Annotated in this window: 26 protein-coding genes and 1 pseudogene; 3 read left to right on the top strand and 24 right to left on the bottom strand. The window is 38.0% G+C overall.

Translation table 11 applies throughout. The features are described from left to right. Positions 1-19: 19 nt before the first annotated feature. Complete coding sequence (locus G5B06_RS07035) at positions 20-871, bottom strand: DUF4367 domain-containing protein (protein ID WP_173762354.1); 852 nt, start codon at positions 869-871, stop codon at positions 20-22. Between the two features lie 94 nt (positions 872-965). Between G5B06_RS07035 and G5B06_RS07040 the strand changes: the two genes are divergently transcribed. After that, the gene (locus tag G5B06_RS07040; protein WP_173762355.1) at positions 966-2,033 is read left to right on the top strand and encodes an undecaprenyldiphospho-muramoylpentapeptide beta-N-acetylglucosaminyltransferase; all 1,068 of its coding nucleotides are present in this window, start codon (positions 966-968) and stop codon (positions 2,031-2,033) included. 63 nt (positions 2,034-2,096) lie between these two features. Here G5B06_RS07040 and G5B06_RS07045 read toward each other — a convergent pair whose 3' ends face one another. Beyond that, positions 2,097-2,624, bottom strand: coding sequence for an RNA polymerase sigma factor (locus G5B06_RS07045; RefSeq protein WP_173771624.1), 528 nt, complete (start codon positions 2,622-2,624; stop codon positions 2,097-2,099). A gap of 23 nt (positions 2,625-2,647) precedes the next feature. Continuing rightward, entirely contained in the window at positions 2,648-3,052 is a 405-nt protein-coding gene (locus G5B06_RS07050; RefSeq protein WP_173771626.1) for an HIT family protein, read from the bottom strand. Between the two features lie 128 nt (positions 3,053-3,180). On the opposite strand from G5B06_RS07050, the gene G5B06_RS07055 reads away from it, so the two are divergent. Further along, the gene (locus G5B06_RS07055) at positions 3,181-3,855 is read left to right on the top strand and encodes a two-component system sensor histidine kinase NtrB (protein ID WP_173771627.1); all 675 of its coding nucleotides are present in this window, start codon (positions 3,181-3,183) and stop codon (positions 3,853-3,855) included. Here the strand turns inward: G5B06_RS07055 and G5B06_RS07060 are convergent. The 16 genes and pseudogenes from G5B06_RS07060 to G5B06_RS07135 all read right to left on the bottom strand — a co-directional run bounded on the left by G5B06_RS07060 (position 3,822) and on the right by G5B06_RS07135 (position 17,261). Then, positions 3,822-4,424 (bottom strand): rhomboid family intramembrane serine protease, encoded by a 603-nt coding sequence (locus G5B06_RS07060; RefSeq protein ID WP_294413919.1) that lies wholly within the window; start codon positions 4,422-4,424, stop codon positions 3,822-3,824. The genes G5B06_RS07055 and G5B06_RS07060 overlap by 34 nt on opposite strands. A 158-nt stretch (positions 4,425-4,582) precedes the next feature. Then, entirely contained in the window at positions 4,583-5,968 is a 1,386-nt protein-coding gene (locus G5B06_RS07065; protein ID WP_148445931.1) for a DUF6382 domain-containing protein, read from the bottom strand. A gap of 1 nt (position 5,969) precedes the next feature. After that, positions 5,970-6,401: a TadE family protein gene (locus tag G5B06_RS07070; protein ID WP_148445933.1), complete on the bottom strand. Its 432-nt coding sequence runs from the start codon at positions 6,399-6,401 to the stop codon at positions 5,970-5,972. Further along, positions 6,398-6,814 carry a prepilin peptidase gene (locus G5B06_RS07075; protein WP_148445935.1) on the bottom strand — a complete coding sequence of 139 codons (417 nt, stop codon included), beginning with the start codon at positions 6,812-6,814 and terminating at the stop codon, positions 6,398-6,400. Before G5B06_RS07075 ends, G5B06_RS07070 begins: the two co-directional genes overlap by 4 nt. Positions 6,815-6,827: 13 nt before the next feature. Further along, positions 6,828-7,604 (bottom strand): hypothetical protein, encoded by a 777-nt coding sequence (locus G5B06_RS07080; RefSeq protein ID WP_148445937.1) that lies wholly within the window; start codon positions 7,602-7,604, stop codon positions 6,828-6,830. Between the two features lie 18 nt (positions 7,605-7,622). Then, a complete protein-coding gene (locus G5B06_RS07085; RefSeq protein WP_243278976.1) occupies positions 7,623-9,116 on the bottom strand; it encodes a DUF5702 domain-containing protein in 1,494 nt (497 codons plus the stop codon). 55 nt (positions 9,117-9,171) lie between these two features. Beyond that, complete coding sequence (locus G5B06_RS07090) at positions 9,172-9,351, bottom strand: Flp1 family type IVb pilin (protein ID WP_173762360.1); 180 nt, start codon at positions 9,349-9,351, stop codon at positions 9,172-9,174. Positions 9,352-9,388: 37 nt separating this feature from the next. Beyond that, positions 9,389-10,420: a type II secretion system F family protein gene (locus tag G5B06_RS07095; RefSeq protein ID WP_148445941.1), complete on the bottom strand. Its 1,032-nt coding sequence runs from the start codon at positions 10,418-10,420 to the stop codon at positions 9,389-9,391. A gap of 9 nt (positions 10,421-10,429) precedes the next feature. Then, a complete protein-coding gene (locus G5B06_RS07100; RefSeq protein WP_173762361.1) occupies positions 10,430-11,206 on the bottom strand; it encodes a type II secretion system F family protein in 777 nt (258 codons plus the stop codon). Next, positions 11,203-11,544, bottom strand: a pseudogene (locus tag G5B06_RS07105) (ATPase, T2SS/T4P/T4SS family); the annotation flags it as partial. The gene G5B06_RS07100 and the pseudogene G5B06_RS07105, both read right to left, overlap by 4 nt. Before the next feature lie 139 nt (positions 11,545-11,683). Further along, positions 11,684-12,079 (bottom strand): hypothetical protein, encoded by a 396-nt coding sequence (locus G5B06_RS07110; protein WP_227275210.1) that lies wholly within the window; start codon positions 12,077-12,079, stop codon positions 11,684-11,686. Positions 12,080-12,088: 9 nt separating this feature from the next. Further along, positions 12,089-12,469 carry a TnpV protein gene (locus G5B06_RS07115; protein ID WP_055151993.1) on the bottom strand — a complete coding sequence of 127 codons (381 nt, stop codon included), beginning with the start codon at positions 12,467-12,469 and terminating at the stop codon, positions 12,089-12,091. Between the two features lie 20 nt (positions 12,470-12,489). Continuing rightward, the gene (locus tag G5B06_RS07120) at positions 12,490-12,897 is read right to left on the bottom strand and encodes a DUF6262 family protein (protein ID WP_008374214.1); all 408 of its coding nucleotides are present in this window, start codon (positions 12,895-12,897) and stop codon (positions 12,490-12,492) included. Further along, positions 12,881-14,389: a tyrosine-type recombinase/integrase gene (locus tag G5B06_RS07125; protein ID WP_243862294.1), complete on the bottom strand. Its 1,509-nt coding sequence runs from the start codon at positions 14,387-14,389 to the stop codon at positions 12,881-12,883. Before G5B06_RS07125 ends, G5B06_RS07120 begins: the two co-directional genes overlap by 17 nt. Beyond that, positions 14,376-16,106 carry a tyrosine-type recombinase/integrase gene (locus G5B06_RS07130; RefSeq protein ID WP_173771628.1) on the bottom strand — a complete coding sequence of 577 codons (1,731 nt, stop codon included), beginning with the start codon at positions 16,104-16,106 and terminating at the stop codon, positions 14,376-14,378. The genes G5B06_RS07125 and G5B06_RS07130 overlap by 14 nt, the downstream gene beginning before the upstream one ends. A gap of 18 nt (positions 16,107-16,124) precedes the next feature. Further along, the gene (locus tag G5B06_RS07135) at positions 16,125-17,261 is read right to left on the bottom strand and encodes a tyrosine-type recombinase/integrase (protein WP_244094536.1); all 1,137 of its coding nucleotides are present in this window, start codon (positions 17,259-17,261) and stop codon (positions 16,125-16,127) included. A 207-nt stretch (positions 17,262-17,468) separates the two neighbouring features. Here G5B06_RS07135 and G5B06_RS07140 point away from each other — a divergent pair, with 207 nt between their 5' ends. Then, complete coding sequence (locus G5B06_RS07140; protein ID WP_015513596.1) at positions 17,469-18,266, top strand: helix-turn-helix domain-containing protein; 798 nt, start codon at positions 17,469-17,471, stop codon at positions 18,264-18,266. 432 nt (positions 18,267-18,698) lie between these two features. On the opposite strand, the gene G5B06_RS07145 is transcribed toward G5B06_RS07140, so the two are convergent. From G5B06_RS07145 to G5B06_RS07165, 5 genes are all read right to left on the bottom strand, one after another. After that, positions 18,699-19,352 (bottom strand): helix-turn-helix transcriptional regulator, encoded by a 654-nt coding sequence (locus G5B06_RS07145; protein ID WP_015513595.1) that lies wholly within the window; start codon positions 19,350-19,352, stop codon positions 18,699-18,701. A gap of 167 nt (positions 19,353-19,519) precedes the next feature. After that, positions 19,520-19,687 carry a transposon-encoded TnpW family protein gene (locus G5B06_RS07150; RefSeq protein ID WP_015513594.1) on the bottom strand — a complete coding sequence of 56 codons (168 nt, stop codon included), beginning with the start codon at positions 19,685-19,687 and terminating at the stop codon, positions 19,520-19,522. A gap of 1,248 nt (positions 19,688-20,935) precedes the next feature. Then, positions 20,936-23,734 carry a DNA methyltransferase gene (locus G5B06_RS07155; protein WP_015513592.1) on the bottom strand — a complete coding sequence of 933 codons (2,799 nt, stop codon included), beginning with the start codon at positions 23,732-23,734 and terminating at the stop codon, positions 20,936-20,938. A 125-nt stretch (positions 23,735-23,859) separates the two neighbouring features. Next, positions 23,860-24,333, bottom strand: coding sequence for a hypothetical protein (locus tag G5B06_RS07160; protein ID WP_015513591.1), 474 nt, complete (start codon positions 24,331-24,333; stop codon positions 23,860-23,862). Between the two features lie 57 nt (positions 24,334-24,390). Next, positions 24,391-24,711: a helix-turn-helix domain-containing protein gene (locus G5B06_RS07165; protein WP_013976760.1), complete on the bottom strand. Its 321-nt coding sequence runs from the start codon at positions 24,709-24,711 to the stop codon at positions 24,391-24,393. Positions 24,712-25,065 lie beyond the last annotated feature (354 nt).

Below are 25,065 nucleotides of genomic sequence, written 5' to 3' on the forward strand. Positions count from 1 at the left end.
ATTAAAATAAAATGCTCTCTTAAAAATGTATATTTTCTATTAATTTTATAAATTCTTTTTCTTCCATATTTCCGCTGATTTGATAAAATGCTCTATCTGTTTTCCAATATGCAACATAATTTTCTTTCTTATCCTGCTTATCTTTTACTTTTCGTATTTCAATTTCAAATTTTTCATCTTTTATTTTTAATGATTCTATTATCTGCCCATCAAGAACATAATCCGTTGTCTTACTGTTATTTCTATAATCACTGATATAAACCGTTATAACAGATTTTCCATAACAGTATTCCATTAATGCAATACCTGTATTGGAATGGATTAAATAATCTTTATACTTAAAATTTTCGGGACGATACATAAATTTAGGAATTTTATCAAATCCCATTTGATTTTTTATATCATCAATCGCACCTTGCTCATCTCTCTCAACTTCATCACTGGTCGCATCATTATCTATACTAATGCTCGTATCATTTCCCGTCCATATCTTCACAGAATCAATAAAATAACTCCGATTCGCCTGGCTGGTCATTCCTGCGGCGAATACGCCTGCTGCACATACAAGCACCACAGCCGCCACACGGGCCAGTTTATGATGCCTTTTTTCAGGAAGATAGACAATTTTTTCCTTTGTATCTGCTTTATGGTCATCAGCCTCTTTGCTGCCATTTTCTTCATCTTCTTCATAAACCCCATCTGCTTTCAGCCTCGCTACAAGTTTCTGATAAGCAGCTTTTGCCTCTTCTTCTGTTTCCCCGTCATCTGGAAGGACTCCATCCGGAAACAGCACTTTTTCCATTTCGTCGATTTCTCGTTCGTATTCTTCTGCCAACCATTTTTTCAGTTCATCATCCCTGAAATCTACCATTATTTTTCTCCTGCAATCGTATCTTTCCTTGACAATTCCTCCGTTAGAGTTCATATTTAATGATAGTATATATGACTATTCAGGAGGAATCCAAATGAAACACATCGTACTTACCGGCGGTGGTACTGCCGGCCATGTAACTCCAAATATTGCCCTGATTCCAAGGCTCAAGGAGCTTGGTTATCAAATTTCCTATATCGGTTCCTATAATGGAATCGAAAAAAAACTGATCGAAGAACTGGGAATTCCCTACTATGGAATCTCATCCGGAAAGCTGAGACGTTACTTCGATCTCAAAAACTTTTCTGACCCGTTTCGTGTCCTGAAGGGCTTCAGCCAGGCCAGAAAAATTCTCAAAGAGCTGAAACCGGACGTTGTTTTCTCCAAAGGTGGATTCGTTACCGTTCCAGTTGTAATTGCTGCAAAACGCTTAAAAATTCCGGCTCTTATCCATGAATCCGATATGACCCCGGGTCTTGCCAATAAACTCTGTCTCTCTTCAGCATCTAAAATCTGCTGTAATTTTCCTGAGACAGTTGCAAATCTTCCTGCCGAAAAAGCAGTTCTTACAGGAACTCCAATCCGCCAGGAACTTCTTTCCGGAAGTGCCGAAGCCGGACGCAAATTCTGTGGTTTCACAGCGGACAAACCGGTACTTATGGTCATCGGTGGCAGCCTTGGTGCAGCCTCCGTCAATGATAATGTACGCAAAATTCTCCCTGAACTTCTGAAAGAATTCCAGGTTGTCCATCTTTGCGGAAAAGGTAAAACAGATGAAAGCCTTAACGGTACTGCCGGATATGTTCAGTATGAATATATTCAGGATGAGCTTCCAGATCTGTTCGCCATGGCTGATATCGTAATTTCACGTGCAGGTGCCAACGCAATCTGCGAAATCCGCGAGCTTCATAAGCCTAATCTTCTGATTCCACTCTCAGCAAAAGCCAGCCGTGGTGATCAGATTCTCAATGCCCGTTCTTTCGAACGTCAGGGCTTCAGCATGGTACTGGAGGAAGAAGAAATCACAGAAGCCAAACTTCTGGATACAATCCGCCAGCTTTATACTGACCGCCAGAAATATACAGATGCCATGGCAGGAAACGGCCGTGTGGATTCTATCAGCAAGATTACCGATCTTATTGAAGAGTGTGCCCGTTCCTGACACACCGCTCTCATACAGAAAACTCTGCCATTTCTTTTTCAGATACGGCAGGGTTTTCTTTTTTTATTCGTATACTTTCCGAAATTCTTCTTTCAGCCAGCGCTTTTCCTTATATATCCTGTTATTAACGCCACTTTTGGTCAGTCCGTACTCTTCTGCAACTACTTCAACGGGAACATCCAGATATTTAACCTGAATCAGAATGTCATAATTAACAGGCTGCTCCTCACGAAATCTTTCCAGTACCATATACATAAATTTATTCTTCTCTTTACGCAGAAGTTCTTCTTCCGCATCAACCGTCTTATATACATTCAGAACTTCTGTAACGTCGGCTGTGCAGATAACTTCATGCCGGAAACTGGATTTCTTTTTGTAATCCATCGCCTTATTCACCGATGCTCTCCGTATCAGAGAATACATCATTTTTTCATTATCAATATTCAGATGTTTCCGCTTGGTATACATTTTGTAGAGTACATCCTGACTGACATCGTCGGATATGTTCCAGTCATGCAAAACTCCGTATGCATATGCTCTGGATATTTTTCGATACTTAAGGTAAAACTCTTCATATGTCTGATTTTTCATTTTTCCTCTTTAGTAGGTATTGATTAGTCTCTGACCTTTTTTAGAATTTCGTCTCTCACCTCATCACTGAGTTCTCCCGGAGTCCAGGTCAGTCCAACTCCGTCTCCTTTATATCTCGGAATCAGATGCATATGAAAATGAAATACAGTCTGTCCCGCAATTTCTCCATTGTTCTGCACAATATTAAAGCCATCGCAATTCAGTGCGTCGCTAAGCTTGCCAGCCATTTTTTTTGCAAGGATCATAGCTTTTCCTGCAGTTTCATCCGGAAGCTCATAAATATTGGCTGCATGTTTCTTTGGAAGAATCAGTGAATGCCCCTTGCTGGCAGGACCCAGATCAAGAATTACCCGAAAATCTTCGTCCTCATAAAGTGTTGCTGCCGGAATTTCTCCATTTGCAATTTTACAAAATATACAATCTCCCATTTTATTGCCCTCCTGTTTCAGAAAATATTTTCACTTATTCTTATTGTGTCGTATTTTGTCGATTTTTTCAATACTGTTCTTGTTGATATTTGAAATTTCTGATGTTAATATTTCTCCGAGGTGATAATATGTGCAACGATGACACAGTCAGTAAATTAAAAAACGATTTTCATTACACACTTTCCAAATTTTCTCATGAAATCCGAAATCCTCTAACACTGATCAGCAGTGAACTCCAGATGATTTCTTCCGCTCATCCAGAAGTTGAAGATTACGACCACTGGAACGATGTCATGGATAATCTCGCTTATGTAACAGATCTTCTTGATGATCTTTCTGTTTTTAATAATGCAGGACGTATCCGGCTGGAAGCCACAGATACCTGCGATTATCTGAAAACAGTAATTTCTTCCATCAAACCTACTCTTGATTATCTGGGTATTACTTTTGAATCCCATATCCCGGAATCTCTTCCAGTTTTAATGCTTGACAAAATTCGAATCCGGGAAATGCTGCTGAACCTTCTGAAAAATGCATGGGAAGCCGTTCCTGTTCCCGGCGGAAAAATTTCCGTATCTGCTTTTTCCAAAAAATCCGGTATCTGTATCGATATTAAAGACAATGGATGCGGGGTTTCAAAAGAACTGCTGGACAATATTTTTCAGCCGTTTTTCACAACAAAAGAATCTGGCACCGGCCTCGGACTTGCCATTTCCAGACAGATTATTGAAGCTCATCACGGCAGTATCTCCATAGAGAGTACTCCTGGTCAGGGAACCGTTTTCCATATTTTTCTTGGATGATAAACGATTACAGCAGCAATAAAGCCACACAACAGACCGCCTGCATGGGCTGCATTATCTACTCCACCACTTGCAAAGCCGAAATAAAGAGAAAATGCAGCCATAAGCAGCATCTGCTTCATATTCAAATCTGCGACTCTTCCTCTGTGACGTATGATCACATAAATCATTCCACCCATCACTGCAAAAACAGCTCCGGAAGCTCCTGCTGACAGTGAATAATTTCCTGTCCGCATATCCCAGATCAGAGAAATCAGATTCCCGCCCAGTCCTCCAAGAATATAAATCAGCAGAAATTTCATTTTTCCGGTAACTGGTTCCAGGCGCTGTCCCAGAACAAACAGTACCAGCATGTTATTAATCAGATGTGGCGCACCGAAATGCAGAAACATACTGGTAATCATGCGATACCATTGTCCCTGCTCTATGATAAGTGGTGCATAAACAGCACCACATTCCAGCATATGCTGTCCATTCTCTGAACCACCGGTGAATTCCACAATAAGAAAAATAAGAGTATTCAACAAAATCAGTAGTGCAGTCACAGGTTCTCTCTTTATTTCTTCCACTTTAGTCCTCTTTTCTGCAGTTTTTCATGATAGTCTCAAAAACTGCGCCGTTATAATCTGAAAATTCAAATCTATTGGACTATTTTAACAGATTTCCATTATACAGACAACCTGTGGTCCATTATACAATACGACATAAACCTGATATTTTCGCTCTGTTATTTCAAAAAAATATAACGAGCCTGTGCAAAATCCACTTCATCTTCGTCTTCCAGAAGGCGGTCTTCTCCGTTTTTCAGGATCTGGCCATTAACAGATGTTCCATTTCTGGAATTCAGATCTGTCAGATAATACTCCCCATCTCTTTTTCGAATCTTTGCATGGATACGGCTTACGGTAGGCATATTGATCACTGCATCCGCTGCAGTCTCCAGCTTTCCGATTACTGTAATATCCCGGTCCAGATATATGGTTGCCAGCTCTCCTGGCTCATGGCTGACCAGAGTAGCCGGTCCCTTTGTTATTCCTGCCGAAAGAACTACGGTCTCTCCAAAACACTCCGTATTTTCTTCTGATACTTCGTGCTCTTTTATTTCCGGCTGTTTTTCTTTTTCCTGCGGAATCTCATAAATATTCTTTTCCTGAAAATCTCTGATCCTGTCTGTTTCCTCATGAGGATTCTGTTTCTTCTCAGGAATCTTTTTCATCAGAATATAACTCAGCATTCCAAGGACCATCAACCCCAGAATCACAGACAGAAATACGCCGGTGCTTACTCTTGGAAGATATCCTGCCGCCATTCCCGCAGTAATTCCCAGAAGAATCAGAAGTGCCAAAAGAAACCCTGCCGTTTTCCACAGTCTGTCCCTGTTCTCTTTTTTCACCTCTCTGTTATTTGGCTTACTGTCCTTTTTCTTTTTTTCCACCCCGTCCAGGTCTTCTCTGTTCCAGTTTTCCATCTGCCAGAGTTCTTCCTGTTCTTTATGCTCTTCCTGGCTTTTCTCTGCCTGCTTAAATGGCTTCTTTTTTTCGTATGCGGCAAAATCTGATGCCTTTCCATTTTTCACTTTATAAAGTTCTTCTTTGATATACTCCAGGTGAAAACTATCTTCCAGTGCACGTCTGTATACGCCATATCCCAGCATAACCGCTTTTCCGTCTTCATGATTCAGCTTTGGAAGAATATATTCAGCCAGATTCTGAAACTGTTTCTGTATCTCGCTGTGAAATCCTGGAAGATAACAGAACCGGACATTCTGTTTTTCCGCATCCAGATAAATATATTCCGGTTCCAGAATCAACTGGCAGGGATTCAGAAGATACTCGGACATTGCTTCCATAACCTGGACAAATCCTCCCAGAATTACCTGAAGTTCTTCCATCCCAATCTTTTTTTCTTCAAAAAGAGCAGTCATTGAATGCCTGGAAGTCACATCGTAATACACCATGAATTTTCCATCTATCCCCTGAATCCGGCACTGAAGAAGATCCGGTACTGCATTTGCCACAATCATTCGAACCTGATAGGAATTGGTATCAATTGCCTCTTCTCCTGTCAGAATCAGATAATTATGATTCATGTCTCTCTTATATTCTGATTTCATTTTATTTTTTCACCTCTTCCAAAACATCCACCGTTCCCTTCACTTTACGTATCCATCCTGTCGGACGCAAAACAGCTGCCTTTCCGCAAACTTCAATCTTCCATTTCTGTGACAGAAAACCAGCCGGTACATCCATCTGATAGGTTACCTGTACGGTTTTCCCTGCACTGGTCTGCATACTTAGGTTTTCACCACCCGGAAGTCCGGTACTCCCAAGCATTCTACCCTGAATATCTGCTTTTTCATATATGTCTCCGTCTTTTTTATAACCTTCCATACTTCCACTGACTGCCGCCTCATATGCCGCTGACGTCAGCCATGCCCGGTTATGTACAAAAAAATCCAGATACAGAAGCCCCATCAACACCATGAGGATCAACGGCATCAATAATGCCGCTTCTATTGTAAAACTTCCTTTTTTCAGTTTTTTCATAAAAGTATTCCTCCCAGATATCCGACCAGCAGAAACGGTGCAAAAGGTATTTCCGTATCACGCTTCTTTTTAAACACCAGAAGCTGCAGGCCTGAATAGATTCCACACAGCAAAAGCGCAGCGCAGAGTACTCCCAGTAATTCTCCACTTTTCAGTACAGATCCCATTGCCAGAATCAGAAGTCCGTCTCCAAATCCGATTTCCCCCCTGGTCAGCACCGATATCACCGCCGCAATTGTACCTGCTCCCATAGAAATCAGCCCATCTGCCCAAAACGTTCCTTCCCATATTCTCCACAGAATTCCCCCTGCAAGAAAAACACTTAATACCGGAACACAAATTTCTTTTTTCCGAATGTCTGTCCATGTATTAATTCCCAGGAATACAGTCATACAGATTTCCAGCCTGTCCATAGTCTTCCTCCTTTTAACCACAGCGCCCGCAGGCACTCATTTCACCGGATACTTCTGCTTCTTTTACCATTCGCACAGACCGTTTCAGTGCACTGCAGCTTTCCCTGTTGTGAAAACGATTGCTCTTTTTTGTAATATACACAGTTCCCGCCGGTTCCTGCCCGCGACTGCAAAGTTCACATGCCTGATATTTTTCCCCATATGTATTTTTGAGATTTTTTACCGAAGATCCGGATAACTGCTGCACAGACAGATTCAGATAACTGCATCCAAGTGTTCTGTGATACACGGTTCCAGACTCTGTCACATAGACCATTGGCTGGCTTTCCACTGCATCATTTCCTTCTTCATAGAGCACTCCTGTCCATGCATGAACCTTTACCGTGTTGTGGAACCATATTTTTGGAAGCGGAATCAGACCACCGATAGGCTGATAGGAATATACATCCGGCAATGTAACAGTTTCTGCTCCGGAACTGCCAGTTCCATAAGCATACATTCCTGCCTCTTTTGTTTTCTGGCATAAACCAGTCAGATGCTCTGTCTGGACTCTGTAAATATCCATAAATGAAATCAGTGCAATCACTCCAAAAAAGAACATTGGCAAAACCAGTGCAGTCTCCAGTGTAAGACTTGCTTTCTTTAAAAAGGTGCACGGGGATACTTTTTCAGAAAGCGGTTTTCTGCTTATCGGGGAAAACAGAAATAACCTTCCTTGAGAGCGCCTTTCTCTTTTTTGATCCAGTCTGTTTATCTGATTTTTATCTTCTTTTTCTTTCTGAAAAAGCATCCCTGTGCACCTCCTTTTCTATTCATAGGCATACTGCCTTGTAACCGTAAATATTTTCTTTTTGTTTGCTTTTACATCTGCGGATGCTTCCAGTGCAACAACACAATGATCCATCTGAAATCCCGGTCTTTTTCCTTTTTCACGGATCGCACATTCAATCATATCCATTCCTCTCGTAACTTTTTCCTGTTTTCCTTTTGCCATAAGAAGAACCCGGAGATAATCCTCATAAGACATCCCTCCACTGGAATCTTTTCTGGAAGAATCCAGCCTGTCCAGAATATGCGCCAGATTTTCCAGAGATAGCTGCCAGTCTGCTGCTGTTTTTACAAGCGGAACATGCCCGCCTGCAAACAGTTCCCTCACATCCAGAATACTTTCCGCAAACGCCCAGCAGAATATCAGTGCAGCTTCAATTACTACTGCTGCCGGCGGAATCAAAAAACCCGATGCAATTGCCAGAGCCAGTGTTTCTACCTGGATACGTTTTCCTCCGTCAGAAATTAAATATGCCATATTCACGCCCTGACGGATCAGAAGCAGTTTTGTTGCTACAGATTTCAGATTCTCGCGGTCACTGTTTTTTCCTCCCAGAATATACTCCACCTGGTAGTTCAGTCCCGAAGACGCAGGCTTTCGATAATTTCCCAGTTTTTTCAGCAGATACTGGCCAAACAGAATTCCTGAAGTATAGGAAGTATCTGACTGAATATCCGAATTCATTACCATTCCCGTCTGAAGTTTTCTTCCTGACGCCAATGTTCTCCTGTCTGTGGAAGCATCTGAAATTCCACGTTCTGCCGGAACTACCAGATCGAGAAGTCCCATTTTTCGGACTCTTCTGATAACCGGAATCGGATTTTCTACGGTTGTATCTGCTCCACCGGTAAAATCATCTCCACTTCCTCCATCTCCGAAATCTCCCTGTTCCTTCTGATTCTCCTGGTTATTCTTTGCTTCTTCACTTTTCTGCGCCGCATTTGAAATCTCAGAATCATAGGAATCCAGACTTCCACCGTTTTCAGACTGTTCTCCTTTTCTCTGCGCTTCGTCTGTTTTTTCTTCCTGGTCTTTCAGTTTTTCGAGAAGGATCTGTACCCCCTGACTTCCGAGTGTTTCCCGCATATAACCGGCAGCCTGCTGATAAAAAACTTCTCCGTCTCCGTCAGTCAGCAGACGGTATCCATTAAATCCTCCCTGCAAAAGTTCCAGTTTCTGACTGTTCTGTTTTAATACAGGTTTCATATAGGACTCAAAATTATCATACACAGAGGCCATATCTACCTCATCTTTTCCACCTGCATAGAATGCGAACAGATCATAATTTTCAAGCAGTGTCCTGTCGTACTGCCCGAACAGGGAATAAAGTCCGATATCCATACTGTTCAGTATCTGCGTCCTGGCAGCTGACATACGTACAGATTCGATACTGGCACATACAAGTGACAGAACAACACTCAGAATCAGCGCCAGAAAAATCGTAATACTGCCTTTTTTCACTGTCTTTGCCAAAGGGTACCTCTCCTTTCCAAAACGGTAAATCATCGCTTACCGTTTTTTATCCTTCTCAGATTGAATTACTTTGTTTGGTGATTTTTGAAAGGATATTTTTAACAAGCGAAGTGAGCTGTTGCTTAAAGATGACAACCAGACTGATCAGAACCACCAGAATCAGAATAATCTCCACAACTCCCACTGCATCTTCTTCCGCCACAAATTCTTTCATATATTTCCAGATATTTTTCATTTGTCACCTCTCATTTCTGTGTTTTCACACGGTTCTTCTATCCGCCGTAAAAGGAAAGACAGGCCGGCAGCATAATTACTGCCATCACAACCAGAAGCATCAGTACCATCGGAAGAAGCAGTTTCGTTGCTGCCGCCTCGCCCAGTACTCTTGCCTTTCTTTTTCTTTCCTCCCAGGCTTCCACAGATTCTTTTTCCAGTAAATCAGACAGATACCGGCTTCCTTTCTGAAGATTCTGAATCAGAAGTGTTGACAGCGTTTTATATTTTACCTGTCCACACCGCTCTCCAAATCTACGATAAGCCTCTGCTTCCGAAACGCCGCTGTCCATCTCATAACATGCTGTACGGATTTCCTCATATGCTGCGCGTTTATTTCCCTCTTCTCTTTTTCCATAATCCATGGCAATTTTCTGAAATGCCTTTCTCGCAGTTAAACCTGCCTGTACCAGAAGAGTGAATTTCATAACCAGCCCCGGATAATCCATCAGCATCTGTTCTCTTCTCTTTATCTGAACAGATTCTTCTTCTCTTCTTTTTGCGATTACCACTGCTGCTGCCGCAACCAGTCCCAATGCGGAAATCAGATTTCCGGTTGTATCCTTCGGCTGCTCCCATTCCAGGTGTTTTCCATTCCATTCTTCCGGAAGATAATAGTACCTGGGATCATTCTTTTTCTGGTTATACTGTACGATCATATCCTGCAGTTCTTTCTCGCGCTGCTGTTCTTCGCTCAGTTCTTTCTCAGTTTCCGGCTCTTCCCCGGACTTTTCCGTTTCCTTTTCCGGCACCTGCACATACAGGGAGCCGGCTTTTTTTCCGTCTACAGATACTATGAATTTCTCTTCGTAAGCACCTGTCTCCTCTTTTTCCATACGGTATCCGGATGAATACACCGTACCTCCGCCACTTTGAACGGTCAGAAGCATTCCGATGATATTTCCGGCAAGCGCTACCAGGATAAAAAGTTTCTGTCCTTCTGCATTCCCTGCCCACGGCGGCAGACGCCCCAGCTTTCCGGCAAGAAAAGCTCCAAGAATCACCATAAATATCACAATATGTATCCACATCACACACACCTACACTTCTATATCTACAATTTTCACTCCCAGCCAGTAAGACAATCCATAAATTACCATACAAACTGTCATGGCACAGATTCCAAAGGGATTTCCGTAAAGTACATCCAGAAATCCCGGAGAAGTCAGCTTCAGATAACAGATAATGCCGGCCGGCATAACGCTCATAACCATCTGTTCAGATTTTTTTGCAGCCAGCGTTGCCTCTATTTCTTTTTTTACTTCAATCTTATCTCCCAGCATCCTGGCAACCTTCTGAATCATCTGCGTCATATCTCCGCCAGTCCGTTTCGCTGTATAAAATACCGCCGCAAAATTCTCAATATCTTCCACGCCGCTTCGTTTTCCAAAATCCAGAAACAGTTCTTCCACAGGAACACTTAAACGCAGCTGACTCTCGATATAACGAAATTCTTCCAGAATATCACTTCCCTTTTCGTAGAGTCTTCCCAGATCCTTCACACTGGCCCGCACAGCATTTTCCGCAGAATACCCGGCCTGTACGGCTACATTCATGGATGTCAGCGCATCCCGGAACTGATAATTCAGATTCCGCTGTTGTCTTGCAATGCATTTTTTCTTCTGGATTTTCAGAAAAATCACCGGTACCGGCAACATAAACAGCAGTACTGGTAGGCTCTGATAAAACAGATAATCGGCTGCAGCGCATACGGCAACTCCCTCCAGAAGATACTTTGCTGTCTCCTTCGCCGTAAAATGATATGTCCTGTAATCTTTCCTCGTAAATTCCCATTTCTTTCCTTTCCGTTCTTTCATAATTTAATTCCCGCCCGTTCCATTTTTTCACAGCGTAAAAGTGTATTTACTTTTACAAGTCCTTTTCCTTCTTCCCTGCGATACAGCGGCCGTGTCTGAATCTCTCCATTCTCAAAACCACACACCTCCGTAATCTCAAGCAGTTTTCTGCTTTTGTCCCGCATTCGCCCAAGGTGTACCAGAACATCTACGCCAGAGGCAATCTGCCTGCGTATCGCTTCCAGGGGAAGATCAATTCCCATAAGCGTCATAGTTTCTATTCTGGACAGCATATCTCTGCTGCTGTTTGCATGAAGAGTAGACAGACTCCCATCATGTCCTGTATTCAGGCTTTTTATATGGACTCCCTATGTTCCCATCATGCAGAAATACAATATCTGTACTTAATATACACTGTATATAACGTTATTATCTTGCCATTCCACAGTTGCAAAAAGAAAAGAGAGCCTTTCACAGCCCTCTTTCATATTGACTTTCTCATTCATTTGTCATACTTAACAGTTTGGCAACCAATGTCTCTAAACTTTTTCCCCAAAATGGGACAAAGTCTGGTATTGCACCAAATGCCATCCCAATTATTATCATTCGCCCACATTCTCTTGCAGATTCCAATGCAAATCCATAACTCAAAACACCTGTCAGAATAAATATAATTGATAAAAAGTAAAGCAAAATATTTCCCAACATCATCGGAATTTTTAATAACCAGCGAATCAATGTCATTACTGCAAGAATTAAATATAAAAACACTTTTATTATGTACTTAACCAACATTTTTAATCCCTCACTTTTTTGTCTTTCCGGACAGCAAGAATCTTGCCATCCGGACTTCCACTTTTTTGCTATCCGGGCTGCAAAATTCTTGCTATCCAATGCAGTTCATTATCCTTTCGTGTATATCATTTCCGTCAAAATCATCTCTTCTGCATCATGACAAAGGGTATTCATCCTCCTTGTCCATTCCATGTTGTCTTGCCTTTTTAATTCCTCTGTAATTCCTTCTTTCTCCATCATCTGTTTTACTAATTGTTCTTCTCTATCCCTTGCTTCTGCATCAATCTGATTCAAATGCTCGACAAGTTTTCCTTGTAACAACAATATTTGATATTTTGCCTTTCTGTGTTCCTGTAAATAGCTTTTACGAAGCATCCCATATTTCCCATAAGTTGGTTCGATATCTGTAAGTGCCAATTCTGGCAAATAATAATCACCACATAACATATAAGTAAGTCCATTTTTCTCATCATAAATTTCGTTCTGCATAAAATATTCTCCTTTTCTTCCTATAATTGGTCGTACATCTTCAACAGTGTTCCCTTTTTCATTTGACTATATTTCACCTGTAATTCTTCATATTTTTTCTGAAGACTTTCATATTCGTTTTTCGGAACACTATCGGATAATTTCTGTTCTAAACTCTTAATCCGTGCTTCCTGTGCTTTTGCAATAGCATCACTTTTAGGATTTCGCAATATCATTCCCTGTTGTTTTTCCTTCAATTCCATCATGACCTGTTTCACATTCGGATTATTATAGAAAAAACCTCTGGAAAGTCCTGTTAGTTTTGTAAGTTCAGCAACTGAAATTTTTATATTTTTTCTATACATTGTTTCAATAGCTGTTATTGCTGTTTCCGTCATTTCCGCACTTTTTTCTTTTGCCAGTGCTACCATTTTATCGTGTTTCTGCATTTTCCTTTTCCCTCCTGTATTGTGCTAATAATTCATTCATTTCATCTCGTACAGCCTTTGTATCCTCCGCTAATGCTTCGTTTCTTAACCGCCGATAATGTGGTATGGTTCGTGTATCCTTATGCCCCAACAGCCTTGCAATGCTATCATCATCTAATTTCATTTCTGTAAGTTTTACTCCAAAAGTATGTCTAAAACGATGTGTACGAAACTCAAAATAATTTCCCTTATCATCCCTGATATCATTTTCATAAATCATGATATTTACATGATATTTCAGCATTGAATCTGTATACAATTTTCCATTATCTTGCAGAAAAATATATTCTGAATCTGGATGCTCCTTTTCTGAAACTTCTATTGCTTTTCTAATCAATTCTGCCAGCTGATCGCTAACTGGTCTTTTGTATTTCCTTGTTTTCTGCTGGATAATAGTTATAAAATAATGTCCTGATTTCTCAGATAAGCAATCTCTTCGCAAAGTCAACGTATCCTCTATTCTTGTACCGAGCATCTGATGTATTATTAAACATCTGCCTAACTGGGGCTTTAATTTTGTTAATGCACAATTAAATCTCCTGATTTCTGCATCTGAATACGCTTCTGGTAAAGCGTTATCATATGCTCTGCAATCACTGGACAGAAAAAGGTTGCATATATTTTCTATTTCCAGTTCACGCCCTATTTCATCCAACAGATTATCCAAAACCGACAGCTCTGTCGTGTAACTGACTGATGTAAGACCGGTATCCGTTTTTATATAAACCAGATAATCTTCTATCATATCCCTGCTAATTTCTGTAAAGTGCTTTACTTCTGGGAATCGATCATACATGAAACTAGCAAACCGACGGAATCCACGCAATTCACCTTTTATACTACCCATTGCTTTTGTCTGGCAGTGGCTATACAATATTTTCTTTATTATCTCTTTAAATTCTTTCTGCCTGATCTCACGAAAATCTAATCTATATCTTCCACGAATCGGATTACTCCTTGGCACAATATCCAACTTTCTCATATCCCATACATCTTTTTCATTTTCTGGAATATCTGCTGTTTTACACTTCACAACATACTCATAATACATTTTCAGAAAAGAAACCTGAGCGCTACTTTGCTGCTCAACATTCCGCCTATCCGGTCTATTTCTTCTAACGTACAGCGCCAATCCTTTTTTATATAAAAATGCTTTATAACTTCTCTCCAGTTCTTCCCATTTTTTATCAGTAATGCTGCTACAACTTGTACACTTCTCATTCAGAAATTCTTTCAACAGATCAAATCTGTAAATATCATTTACTACTGTTGATAATGACAAACGTCTACATCTATCATCGATATACCCATAAATCTCATCCTGTATCTTTTCATTATGAATCTCAGATATGTAGTACACCCTGTTTTCCTTCCATTTCAGCCCTGCCAACTGTTTTTCTGTAGCTTGTTGATAACAGTCATACGAAATCAAATTAATATTACCTTTCATCATCTTCTGCTCCTTTCAATTTAAATGACTGATTTTTAGAGAAATATTTATCTTCAGCCGATACAATACGTTCCGGCATGAAATCAATGTACTGTTTTGTCATATTCTCACTTGAATGTCCTAGATAATCTCGTACCCCTTGTATAGAAACCCCATTTCCGTACATTGAAGTTGCAAGGTTATGTCTGTAATCGTGTGCTCTAAAGATATAATCTCCGCAGGCAATCCCACGAACCTTACACTCCCGAATCATCTGATTTGAAAATGTCTGTCCATTAAATGCACCACCCTTTTTATTTTTGAATAAATACTCCCCATTTTTTATTCCGTACTTTTTTTCATAATCATTCACCAGTCCAACCAATAGACTGGGAACAGGAATAACTTTTTCTCTCCGCATTTTGCTTTGATATATGCGCATCCAATTCTCATTGCCTTGTGAATAAAAGGCTCCCGATTTTATTGTACAAACCTCGCTTTTCCTAATTCCTGTGCAAAGCAAAATCAAATACATCAACTGTAAATGCTCTGGGAATGCCGGCAGCTCCTTAATCAGATGAGCAATTGTTTTTTCTGGAACACTTCTTTCATTGTGTTCCGAAAAACCTTTTTTTAAAAATCGTTCCGGATAAAACTTCAACACTTCAATATTTTTCATTTTCAAAAACTGTAGAAATGTATGCATATGTGTGATATATCGGTTAAAAGTGGAATACTTAATATCGGACTCATCCAAAACAGACACATAATCCGCTATATCTTGCATCGCCAGTTCAGTTACTTTCTTACTCTGTCCATCCAGATATTTTAAAAATTGTGAAATAAAACTTATTGTATTTCGGATATTTGATAAAGACAGATCAGATATCCCGACCAAATATTTTGCGTATAATTGTAAATACCAACGATTTTCTTTTTCGTAAATATTAATAAATGAAAGGCTTTTAACAGGTGAACTGGCATTGATTCTCGATTTATCAAACTGAAACCTATCCATATACCAGATACACGCTCGCCAATTTGTCTCTGAATCTGTTAGAAATAACGTTCTTCTCGCAAACTCAACAATCTTAGAAGCCTGTTTTTTTATAATTTCCGACTCCTTGTTTAAATACAGATAAAATCTGTTTTCGTCTGCCTGTTCCATTTCTTCAATATCATCTATTCCGTACTTATCGCAAAACCGTATAAGTGCTTTTAATGGTTCTAAAAAATATCTTCGATGTCTTTGTACCTTATCCATATTCAGAATTTCACACAGCAATATTTTTGTCTGTCGCACCAACTGTGATGAATGTATCCTCGTTAAGTCCCATAACAAATCATTCTTATCAACCACCTGACGGAAAGATTGTGCTTTCTTCTTATTGGGGACATACAGCAAAAACAATTTGTCTTGCTTAAAAAACTCCTGTTCTACAGAGAAGGGGGTTCCTTGTGAATAGACATCCGGCATATTTTCTATTTTTAAACGATCAAATAAGCTCAGTAATTCCGCTTTATATTTTTCTGAAATATCCTCTTTTTCAAGAGAATCCATATACATTTTTCTCGTTTCATAGTTAATATCTGCAGTACACTGTATATCGGTATACTGAAAAAATTTGTATAACCGGTTATAGTATTTTGCTTCTCCATTTGTAACTAAAGATATTTCTTCCTTTAATTTCTCAGATATTTTTTCCTGATATAACTTCGGAACAATTTTTAATACTGCCAAGGTAATCCCTCCTTCCTTTTACAGAAAATCTGCAATTTGGTATAAATCTTCATTATTTGAGTAGTATTGATCTGTCGCTTCTATCAATCGTTCATTATTTTCACCCAAGTATTTAATGGTAGTTTCGACTTTCTTATGCCCCAGGGCAAAACGAATGTCATTCAAATCCCACCCTTCTTTTCTTCTTTCCTCCGCAAAATAGTGTCGGAGCTGATGCGGATGGGAATTGATATCCGTTTTTTTGGATAGCCTTTTCAACATGCTATACACAGAATCCGCATCTAATGGCTCTCCTTTGTTTTTTCCTGTCAATTTTGTAAATAGATACTCCGAGTTCATCAGACTTTTTCGGTTATCAGAAATGTACTTAACCAAGAACTCAAAAGTTGTATTACTTAACAAAGCCATTCTATATTCTGCATTTTTTGCTCTTGCCAAGTTGGTATTGGATTCACGATACCTTACCCGAACCGTCCTTCTTTCAAAATCAATATCTTCGGTATAATGGATTCCCAGAATTTCCCCTAATCTAAGACCGGTTTCTGCCATCATTGCTATCAGCAATCGATCTCTATCATTCGTACAGGCATTTATCAGTTCCTGTATTTCTTCGGATGTTATTTCTTCCAGATTAGGTTCTTCTTCTTTGAAGAAACCTTTAAACGAATTCACTGCATTTTGATGATTTACTCCCATACTGTCAAAATACGATACTTTTTTTACTCGTAAGACTTTAAGCATTGGCAAAACATCTTCCAGTGCCAAAAACTGGTAGTATCTGAAGACTGCACCAAGATACATATTGCAGGTCTTATTGCTCGTCTGTGTGTTATGCTCAGTATGCTTTCCACTCTTAACCCAATACAAGAAATCAATAAAATGTTTATTCTGCTCTGAATAGGATCGCAATATAATCTCATCCAATCCTATCGTTTGCTCCTGCAGAAAATTGTAATAATATGAAAGTGCGAAAGCTGCAGATTTTACAGTATTCGGAGAAGCATTAATCTGATCCAGATGCTTCAAATACTTTGATGGAAGGATTTCAATTTCTTCAATATCAGAAATAATCAAAAAACGTGGTCTATTATCTTTCAAAATCGAAACAACCCTATATTTCAATCCACAGCCCTCCTTCCTTTCTTTTTGATTCATTTGACTTCTTTGACTTCTTGATTTACATTATACACAAAGATGTCAAAATGTCAATTACGTTTTTGACTTCTTTGACTTTTGCAAGAATATCAATAAAGCATTTTTTGATTTCTTTATGTTTTAAATTGATTTTTAGGGATATAATTGATAAGATAAAATACAAGAAGTCAATTTATACAAAGTCAAAGAAGTCAAGAGGAGATTTGAATGAACGAATTTATATCAAATTCAGGCACACTAATAAATCCTGACAGCGTTTACGATCAGGAAAGATTCATCAATATACTTCAAATCATTTTACAGAAAAAAACACAAAAAGAATTATCTGAACAAACAGGCTTAAATAATGCAACCATTTCACGAATGCTCAACGGTGCCCGATCTGGAAGACCATATAAAAGCACTATTGATAAAATTGCAAAAGCCATTGATGATCCAGAACTTATCCAAGAATTATATGATGCAACGGGATATTCTTCTAAGAAAATACGGGAACGAAAAAAGATAATTGCAGACAATGGATTTTCTCTGGATCTCTCTACTGTTCAGGTGCATGAAAAGTTTTTTTCTACTTTAATGCGTGGACTTTCCATGATGACAAGTCTGCATAAAGTTGAATGGACAATAAAATCTGGAACGCCCAGATCATACGATTATTTAATTGAATTAAAAGAGGGAAATATAGATTATTGGTATATTAGATATGTAGATAGAATTACTTCTGATGAAGAAAGAAAAAAAGCCTTAACTGCCATTTATGGAGAATTTGCAAAATTGAAATTGGACGGAAAAATTAAAGTTTCTTGCGCCACTCCTTCTTACGAAGATTATGATTATTTTGTTACAATTCCACCATACCAATTAAATACAAATGCTTCAATTATACATTTTGATTCTGAACTCGAAAGATTTGCAGACGAAACCTTTTTAGAGACAGCTTTACCACTTAAAGAAAATATTCCTGTTAAGGATTTTTGTAATCTTACCGAATCACTGATACTATAACTTTTTAATTTTATCACAGAGAGAGTTGCTTATGGCTCTCTCTTTTTTTAACGCTTCCTCCTCCCATGTTCTAACTCATTATGGCAAATCATTTTCTAAAGCAAGTATCGCCTAGAGTAACTCAAAATCCCATTTCTGGATTATGATTCTCTGACGAACTTAATGGAGATTACGATTCCCCATACCCTCAATATCACAAAATATCAAATTTTGCTATTAGCTCATAATAAATTTTCGCAGCTATCTGTTTTTGCACTCATAGTTATCAAAAGCTTTTTATAACCATCTGCTTCTACCAGTAACAAAATGTCAATAGTTTTTTAATCACTTTTTCAAAAAAGGCAAAAAAATAGAACGTATAGATTATTTCCATACGCTCTATCTCACATTTCATATTAAATTTTTGAATTCTACAAACTTGAATTTTTCTTGTTACTTATTTTTTTGATTGTGGCGTTTCTTATTCCACAGTGAACCTACCAACATACCGATTGCAGAGATTATTGCTCCGGCTACAATCATTCCCAAGTCAGGGGTATTCAGTTTGTTAAAAGCAATGTTGTTTGCCATTTTGAATGTGCCATATTCAGCAAGCATATACATTACGCCAAAGAAAAGAGTGAATGCCCATTTTCCTTTTCCCCAAAAGTTATTTTTACCAATAACAATAGATACAATAAATGTGGATATAGGAAGAATAAACCAAAGAAACATCAAACTGTAACCCATAGCGTCACTTCCACTTGTAAAAAACCAGAACACTATCATTGCAAACGCCCAAATCAAGAGATAGGAGAGAATCGTAATAATCTTGTTTCTGTTGGCATTGCTTTTCACAACATTCGTACTTTCTTCAAGATAATCATAATAGCTTTTCATTTTTCGTTCTCCTTTCAATAGATAGTCAAGAGAGACATCGTAGCATTCGCTCATTTTAATGACGCTGATAATATCTGGATAGGATTTTTCATTTTCCCAATTTGAGATGGTCTGACGACTCACACCCAACAATTCGGCAACCTGTTCTTGCGTCAGCTTTTTTTCAATTCGGGCTTCCTTGATTTTGCATCCAATATCATGCTCCATGCCACTATACCTCCTTGCACTTTTATTGTAGGAAAAACACTCACTATTGTCTACAAAATAGCTTTGACATCACTTATTATGCGTGTCAAAATCCTTTTACATCTGCCAAATCCCGATTTGTTACTCACATGATATCATATTTTTTCTTCAATTACATCCACCTAATTTTAATACACTGCCTGTCGACTTGCTTCTGTAACCAGCATCCGGTTAATCTTCTCCTGCATTGTTTCCTTTGCATTTTCATTGAAATGATAACGGACAACATAGACTGTCTGCCCGATTTTCTTTGTAAATGTGTTACCCTCTGTTTTTGTATTCATCATTTTTTCCATAATCATTTTTCCTTTCTTTTGGAGCCCCAGCAGAGAGTCATTCCATTGGTCTCTGTCAGAACATTATTCTTTAAATCAGGCCCAAAATGGGCACTTCCAGTTTCACAGGCTACCTATATATAGCCTTTTCATTTTTGCTTGCAAAAAGCCTTGTGATCACAGCACTTTTTTAACGTAAAAAGCGTTTTAATATGATGCAGCCAACGACAAGAAGCATATCTAACAAATATCATTGTCTATCACTTCTGTTTTCTCTGCCGATATCTCTCTGGTTAATGCCTAATAATCTTCCCTGCCAGACAAGACGATAAGTACAGCGTTTGCTTCTATCGTGTTTCCAAATACTTTCTTCCATCATCCGATGGTTCTTCATCAAGTTTCAGTCCGTGACGTTTACAGATATCTAAAAACATTGTCCGGCAGGCAGAATCGGCTGCAGATTCAAAATTTTATTATTCAAAAATAAATAAAAATGGATTCCACCAAAATACCCATCACCAAAAATGTACTGGACACTTCTATTCATTATATTTGCACCAACAACTTGAAGTTATCTTCCTGCTTACGACTTTCCAACAACATAAACTCCAAATATCATTTTGATAATATAAAGATACTTCTTTCTTACCCCAGAGCAAGATCCACCTGTGTTTAACAATATTGTCTTTCATCACAATATTCTCTCATCAGGTTTTCATCTTGCTGGAGATTCCCCAAACCCATTTTTCTATTTATGCCGAGGTCTCAGTACACACTAGAGCAAGATCCACCCCGGTAATACCATATCGCTATTTTAGCAATATGATATTTTCCGGATGTAGGATTCTTGCTGAGGATTGTGCTCCCCAGTTCCTCACATTCAGCATAAATATATAATTGGTTCCTCGAATTTCTTCGGTCACAGCACAGGGAGAAAAAATAGGCTAAACAGCCCTATATCCCTGTGAAATCACCATGTGATTATAAAAACAGCAAGGACAGGAAGTGTGGATACACTTCCGCAAAATTGCCAATTTCGGAGCCATATCCAAAATTGAAAAATACATAAAAATCAAAAATCCGAAACCTTACTCGATATCCAAATTTATAATTTTTACATATTACAAAAAAACCAATATGAAAATTTTACAAATTTTGTAACACCTGTAAAATTCCCATATTGGTTTTTATTCATCTTTTATGGATTTGGAATATTCTATGTTTTCAAATATTTTACTTTGAGCAAAAAAACAGCTCTATAAACTTTTATCATTGCATTTTCTGGTATAATTTCATCAACTCTCCCACACAATCTGCTTCCGTCATTTTTGTACTAAAGCCATATGCAGCCATAACAGCTTTATCATTTGCAGTATGTGCTCGCCGTAACTCGGCTGGCATTGTTAAAGGATCATATAAAGCCGCAAGATTACTATTCGGATATAATGTTCTTGCTTTCAAAATTTCCTGTGCCGATTTTTCAATTTGTTCCCGATTCTTCTCCGTTACTACAGGCCACGGGAAATTGTTATACACTATTGTGTTTGAATAACTATAATCACTTTTTAATCTTCCACACACTGCTCGCATCCATGCCATATGAACATTCGACATCAATACACCAAATTCATAAAATGATGCATTTGGCATAGTGAATAATTTGTCTCCCGGAATAATTTCACCATCTAAATAATCCATTGGAATATATCTACGATTCTGAGAAGAAACTTTGGGAATCGCAATATATTGATTTTTATGTTCAAGTATTGATGCAAATAAAGTTGGATTCTCAGCCGCTTTTTTTGTGTTCGCTCTTGTACTACTAAGTCTAAATTCACGTACTTTATTCACTCGTTCTAATATCATCGGACATTTTTTTAATAATCCAGGATCAGCTCCAACAAGCCAAATACAATATCTCGGCTTTCGATCAATAAAATCTTTTCCCATCATATAATGTCTAAAAAACGGAGAAGCCTGTGGTTCTTTTTCCAAAAACTCTTCCTTTTCCTCTTCCGTCAATATTAAAAATCCACCATCAATTGCTTGCCCACCTAATGCTATTTCAGGAACATTACACAATGGTTTCATTCTTTTTTCAATGAATATATTTTCTGCATCAAGCAAATATCCATTAATATTATTCGCCGGAATTGTGTTCTCACCTGAAAAAATTATTTTCTGCTTATTATTTACAGCTCTACTAAAGCCAACAATTACACAATGAACATGCGCTTTTATTGACGCTTCACTATCCCATATAAATGTTCTGTATGCAAAATCAATGTGTAGACCTGATTCAAAAAGAGGTTTCCAGAGAATCGAAACACTTTCTCCCTGTGTAATTGAATTAGTTGATACCAATGCTGCTCTGATATTATAATTTCCCATATAGTCAGCCGCTTTTTTATACCAGCAACTAACATAATCAAGATTTCCTATACTCTTCCATCCTTCAAATATCTTCTCAACATCTTCCTTCTGCTCCGACGCCATCCAACGTGCTCCTACAAATGGCGGATTTCCCATTATAAACGATAATTTTTCTGCAGGAATTACATCATTCCAATCAATTCTTAATGCATTTCCTTCTGTGATATTTACATATGTCTTTAAAGGAAGAAAATCATCATTAAATCCATACACAATATTTTTCGTTTCTTCCAACATTTGAGATTCTGCAATCCATAAAGCCGTTTTTGCAACTGTAACTGCAAAATCGTTAATCTCTATTCCATAAAATTGCTGAATAGAAACTCTAATTGGATTATTTACCTCTACCAATGTCATTTGTCCGCCAACTTTTTCCCTTATCACCTCATTCTCCAAACGACGAAGCGACAGGTATGTTTCTGTAAGGAAATTTCCGGAACCACACGCAGGATCAAAAAATGTAAGTGATGCCAATTTATTTTGGAATTCTTCCAATTTTTTATCTCTGGTACGCTTCACTTGAATTGCTCTAACACTATCAAATTCCTTTTGCAAATCTTCCAAAAAAAGAGGACTAATAACTTTATGAATATTTTCAATAGATGTATAATGCATTCCTCCTGAACGTCTGGTCTCAGGATTTAATGTAGATTCAAATACCGCTCCAAATATAGTTGGAGAAATATCACTCCAGTCAAAATCTTCTGACGCTTTTGTAAGAAGTAATTCTTTAATTTCCTCTGTAAAAGGTGGTATCTCAATAGTTTCATCAGCAAATAACCCACCATTTACATATGGGAACTGAGCAAGTTCTTCTTCCAAATACTCGTCTCGCTCTGATACAGGTGTATCCAATATCTTAAATAATTCTATTAAAGCTCTCCGGCAATCCTTTACTTCATATGTTTCCAAATAATCGTGAAACATATTTCTCTTTCCAAAAATACCAGCATCTTCTGCATACAAGCAAAAAACAATTCGCACACATAAAGCATTCAGGCTCTTTAGTTTATGCTCTCTTTTTTCTTTCTGCTCAAATGTTTCATCCTTTTCCTTAATATCTGGTATACGATATTGTTTTAAAAACGCATCATAAATAAGCCCAACAATACCTCCTGCTTTTATTGATACTTCCATTTCATGCGATATTGTCTTTACTTCCTTTTTCACCAAGAAGTCCAACAATGGATATTTGCTTTGTAATTCATCTAAAGCAATCTTTGTCGGTTCTGGCTGTTTCTGGTTCATATCATAAATCCAAATTTCAGCAAAATTTGACGTAACAATCCATCGAGCTCTTTCATCAAAAGTCAGTTTCCCATTATATCTGTCTGCCTGTTCAAATGGAGTAAGATCAACATCTCCTGAATTCCTGATTTTCTGATCCAATGCTTTTCCAAGACTCTTCTGTTCAATGATTACTCGTGTTTCAGGAATATATACATCAATACGTTTTGTATTTCCATCAATTACAACTTTCTTTTCAAAATTCAAACGTTCTGTCACATTATCCATTCCCAAAACATTCGTCAATAAATCAATCCAATAAGAACGTCCATCTTCATCTTCTTTCCCTTTTCCCATCCATCGGTTTACAAATTGACGGGCAGCCTCTCTTTGTTCTGCATCTGTCATGCTTTTTTCCTCCTAAATAATCGTGCATTCACCAATCTTTCTCCGACTATTTTTACATATCATATCCACAGTATATCATAAAATTATTACAGAACAGCATTCATATATCATTATTTGTATTTTGTCTACACACAAGGAACTTCTACCGCCAAATCATAATAATATTGATACATGATCATGTTATCTTTTGCTTCTATATACACTCTCTGAGCTTCTTTCATCAAGTTATTCCAAATATCTTTCCATTCACTAGGAGCCGAATCTAAAAACCACATATTATTAAATGACATTTCTATCGTCCCCCATAAATCATCTTCTTTACGCTCAGTTTTTATATTCATCTGCATATTTCGGGCAATTTCCAATGCATCTTTTTGTAAAAAAGTAAATTTCACTACTTTTTGAGGATCTGGAACTTTCTTAAAACGACGCATATGAGCTTCTGCCTTTTTTATAATTGTTTCCAATTGTTCATCATGCCATTTTTTATCCTCTAGTATCTCTTCTTCTGACATTTGCGCTTTTTCTGCATTAATTTCTCTTTGCATTTCTTCCAATTCACGCTGTGCAATATCATAATATTTCTTTTCAATCACCATAATCTCCCAACTCCATAAAAAAAGAAACAGTCAACATTTTCGTTACAACTGTTTCCTTTATTTTTGAAGTCCCCGGAGCATTTGTATCACTACATTCTGTTCTTTTTCATCAAGATTATTCCAAATATTCAGAACCTCTTGTTGTGATTCTGATAAGCTTACTGGAACATCCATTCCGGCAAAGAATTGTGCCATTGTTACTCCCAGTGCATCACATATCTTTTCTACAGTAGGCATAGTGGGTAAACTTTCTTTAGCAATAATTTTTCCAATCGAAGATTGAGATATACCAGTCAATTGTGACAGCCGATATTTACTCATATCACGTTTTTTACATAAAGCTATAATATTGTCCGCAATATAATCCTCTGTACGCAAGTAAATACACCTCTTTCCGATAGTAGTTACCTTAATTGTAACTAGAAATCCGAAAAAATATTAGAGATGTATCTTACAAGTATTTACTAAGGGAAACAGTAGTATTAAAACAAAAAAAATAGAACTATATAAAGTTGTATTCCATTAATGTCAGCTTATTATCTAAATGCTCATATTCTCTTTGTATTTCTTCAATTTTATCATATAGTTTCAACACTGTCGAACCCTTTATCATTTTATTTTCTTGGCACATCTGCCGGAATTTTTCTTTGTACTCCCCGCAGTATTCTTCCTTTTTCCTCTAATCCTCCAGTGTTTTGATTTCCTCTTTATCTGCCATGTATTTTCCTCCCA

It is taken from the genome of Blautia luti, assembly GCF_013304735.1.
Classification (GTDB): domain Bacteria; phylum Bacillota; class Clostridia; order Lachnospirales; family Lachnospiraceae; genus Blautia_A.

What these genes read in the sequence shown, in the direction of transcription:
- G5B06_RS07095 (WP_148445941.1), bottom strand. Translation starts at nt 10,420, where the DNA reads ATGTGGATACATATTGTGATATTTATGGTGATTCTTGGAGCTTTTCTT.
- G5B06_RS07160 (WP_015513591.1), bottom strand. Translation starts at nt 24,333, where the DNA reads ATGGTGATTGAAAAGAAATATTATGATATTGCACAGCGTGAATTGGAA.
- G5B06_RS07035 (WP_173762354.1), bottom strand. Translation starts at nt 871, where the DNA reads ATGGTAGATTTCAGGGATGATGAACTGAAAAAATGGTTGGCAGAAGAA.
- G5B06_RS07145 (WP_015513595.1), bottom strand. Translation starts at nt 19,352, where the DNA reads ATGGAGCATGATATTGGATGCAAAATCAAGGAAGCCCGAATTGAAAAA.
- G5B06_RS07075 (WP_148445935.1), bottom strand. Translation starts at nt 6,814, where the DNA reads ATGGACAGGCTGGAAATCTGTATGACTGTATTCCTGGGAATTAATACA.
- G5B06_RS07125 (WP_243862294.1), bottom strand. Translation starts at nt 14,389, where the DNA reads ATGATGAAAGGTAATATTAATTTGATTTCGTATGACTGTTATCAACAA.
- G5B06_RS07135 (WP_244094536.1), bottom strand. Translation starts at nt 17,261, where the DNA reads ATGAATCAAAAAGAAAGGAAGGAGGGCTGTGGATTGAAATATAGGGTT.
- G5B06_RS07045 (WP_173771624.1), bottom strand. Translation starts at nt 2,624, where the DNA reads ATGAAAAATCAGACATATGAAGAGTTTTACCTTAAGTATCGAAAAATA.
- G5B06_RS07150 (WP_015513594.1), bottom strand. Translation starts at nt 19,687, where the DNA reads ATGGAAAAAATGATGAATACAAAAACAGAGGGTAACACATTTACAAAG.
- G5B06_RS07050 (WP_173771626.1), bottom strand. Translation starts at nt 3,052, where the DNA reads ATGGGAGATTGTATATTTTGTAAAATTGCAAATGGAGAAATTCCGGCA.
- G5B06_RS07090 (WP_173762360.1), bottom strand. Translation starts at nt 9,351, where the DNA reads ATGAAAAATATCTGGAAATATATGAAAGAATTTGTGGCGGAAGAAGAT.
- G5B06_RS07080 (WP_148445937.1), bottom strand. Translation starts at nt 7,604, where the DNA reads ATGCTTTTTCAGAAAGAAAAAGAAGATAAAAATCAGATAAACAGACTG.
- G5B06_RS07055 (WP_173771627.1), top strand. Translation starts at nt 3,181, where the DNA reads ATGTGCAACGATGACACAGTCAGTAAATTAAAAAACGATTTTCATTAC.
- G5B06_RS07065 (WP_148445931.1), bottom strand. Translation starts at nt 5,968, where the DNA reads ATGAAATCAGAATATAAGAGAGACATGAATCATAATTATCTGATTCTG.
- G5B06_RS07155 (WP_015513592.1), bottom strand. Translation starts at nt 23,734, where the DNA reads ATGACAGATGCAGAACAAAGAGAGGCTGCCCGTCAATTTGTAAACCGA.
- G5B06_RS07100 (WP_173762361.1), bottom strand. Translation starts at nt 11,206, where the DNA reads ATGAAAGAACGGAAAGGAAAGAAATGGGAATTTACGAGGAAAGATTAC.
- G5B06_RS07120 (WP_008374214.1), bottom strand. Translation starts at nt 12,897, where the DNA reads ATGCAGAAACACGATAAAATGGTAGCACTGGCAAAAGAAAAAAGTGCG.
- G5B06_RS07115 (WP_055151993.1), bottom strand. Translation starts at nt 12,469, where the DNA reads ATGCAGAACGAAATTTATGATGAGAAAAATGGACTTACTTATATGTTA.
- G5B06_RS07070 (WP_148445933.1), bottom strand. Translation starts at nt 6,401, where the DNA reads ATGAAAAAACTGAAAAAAGGAAGTTTTACAATAGAAGCGGCATTATTG.
- G5B06_RS07140 (WP_015513596.1), top strand. Translation starts at nt 17,469, where the DNA reads ATGAACGAATTTATATCAAATTCAGGCACACTAATAAATCCTGACAGC.
- G5B06_RS07040 (WP_173762355.1), top strand. Translation starts at nt 966, where the DNA reads ATGAAACACATCGTACTTACCGGCGGTGGTACTGCCGGCCATGTAACT.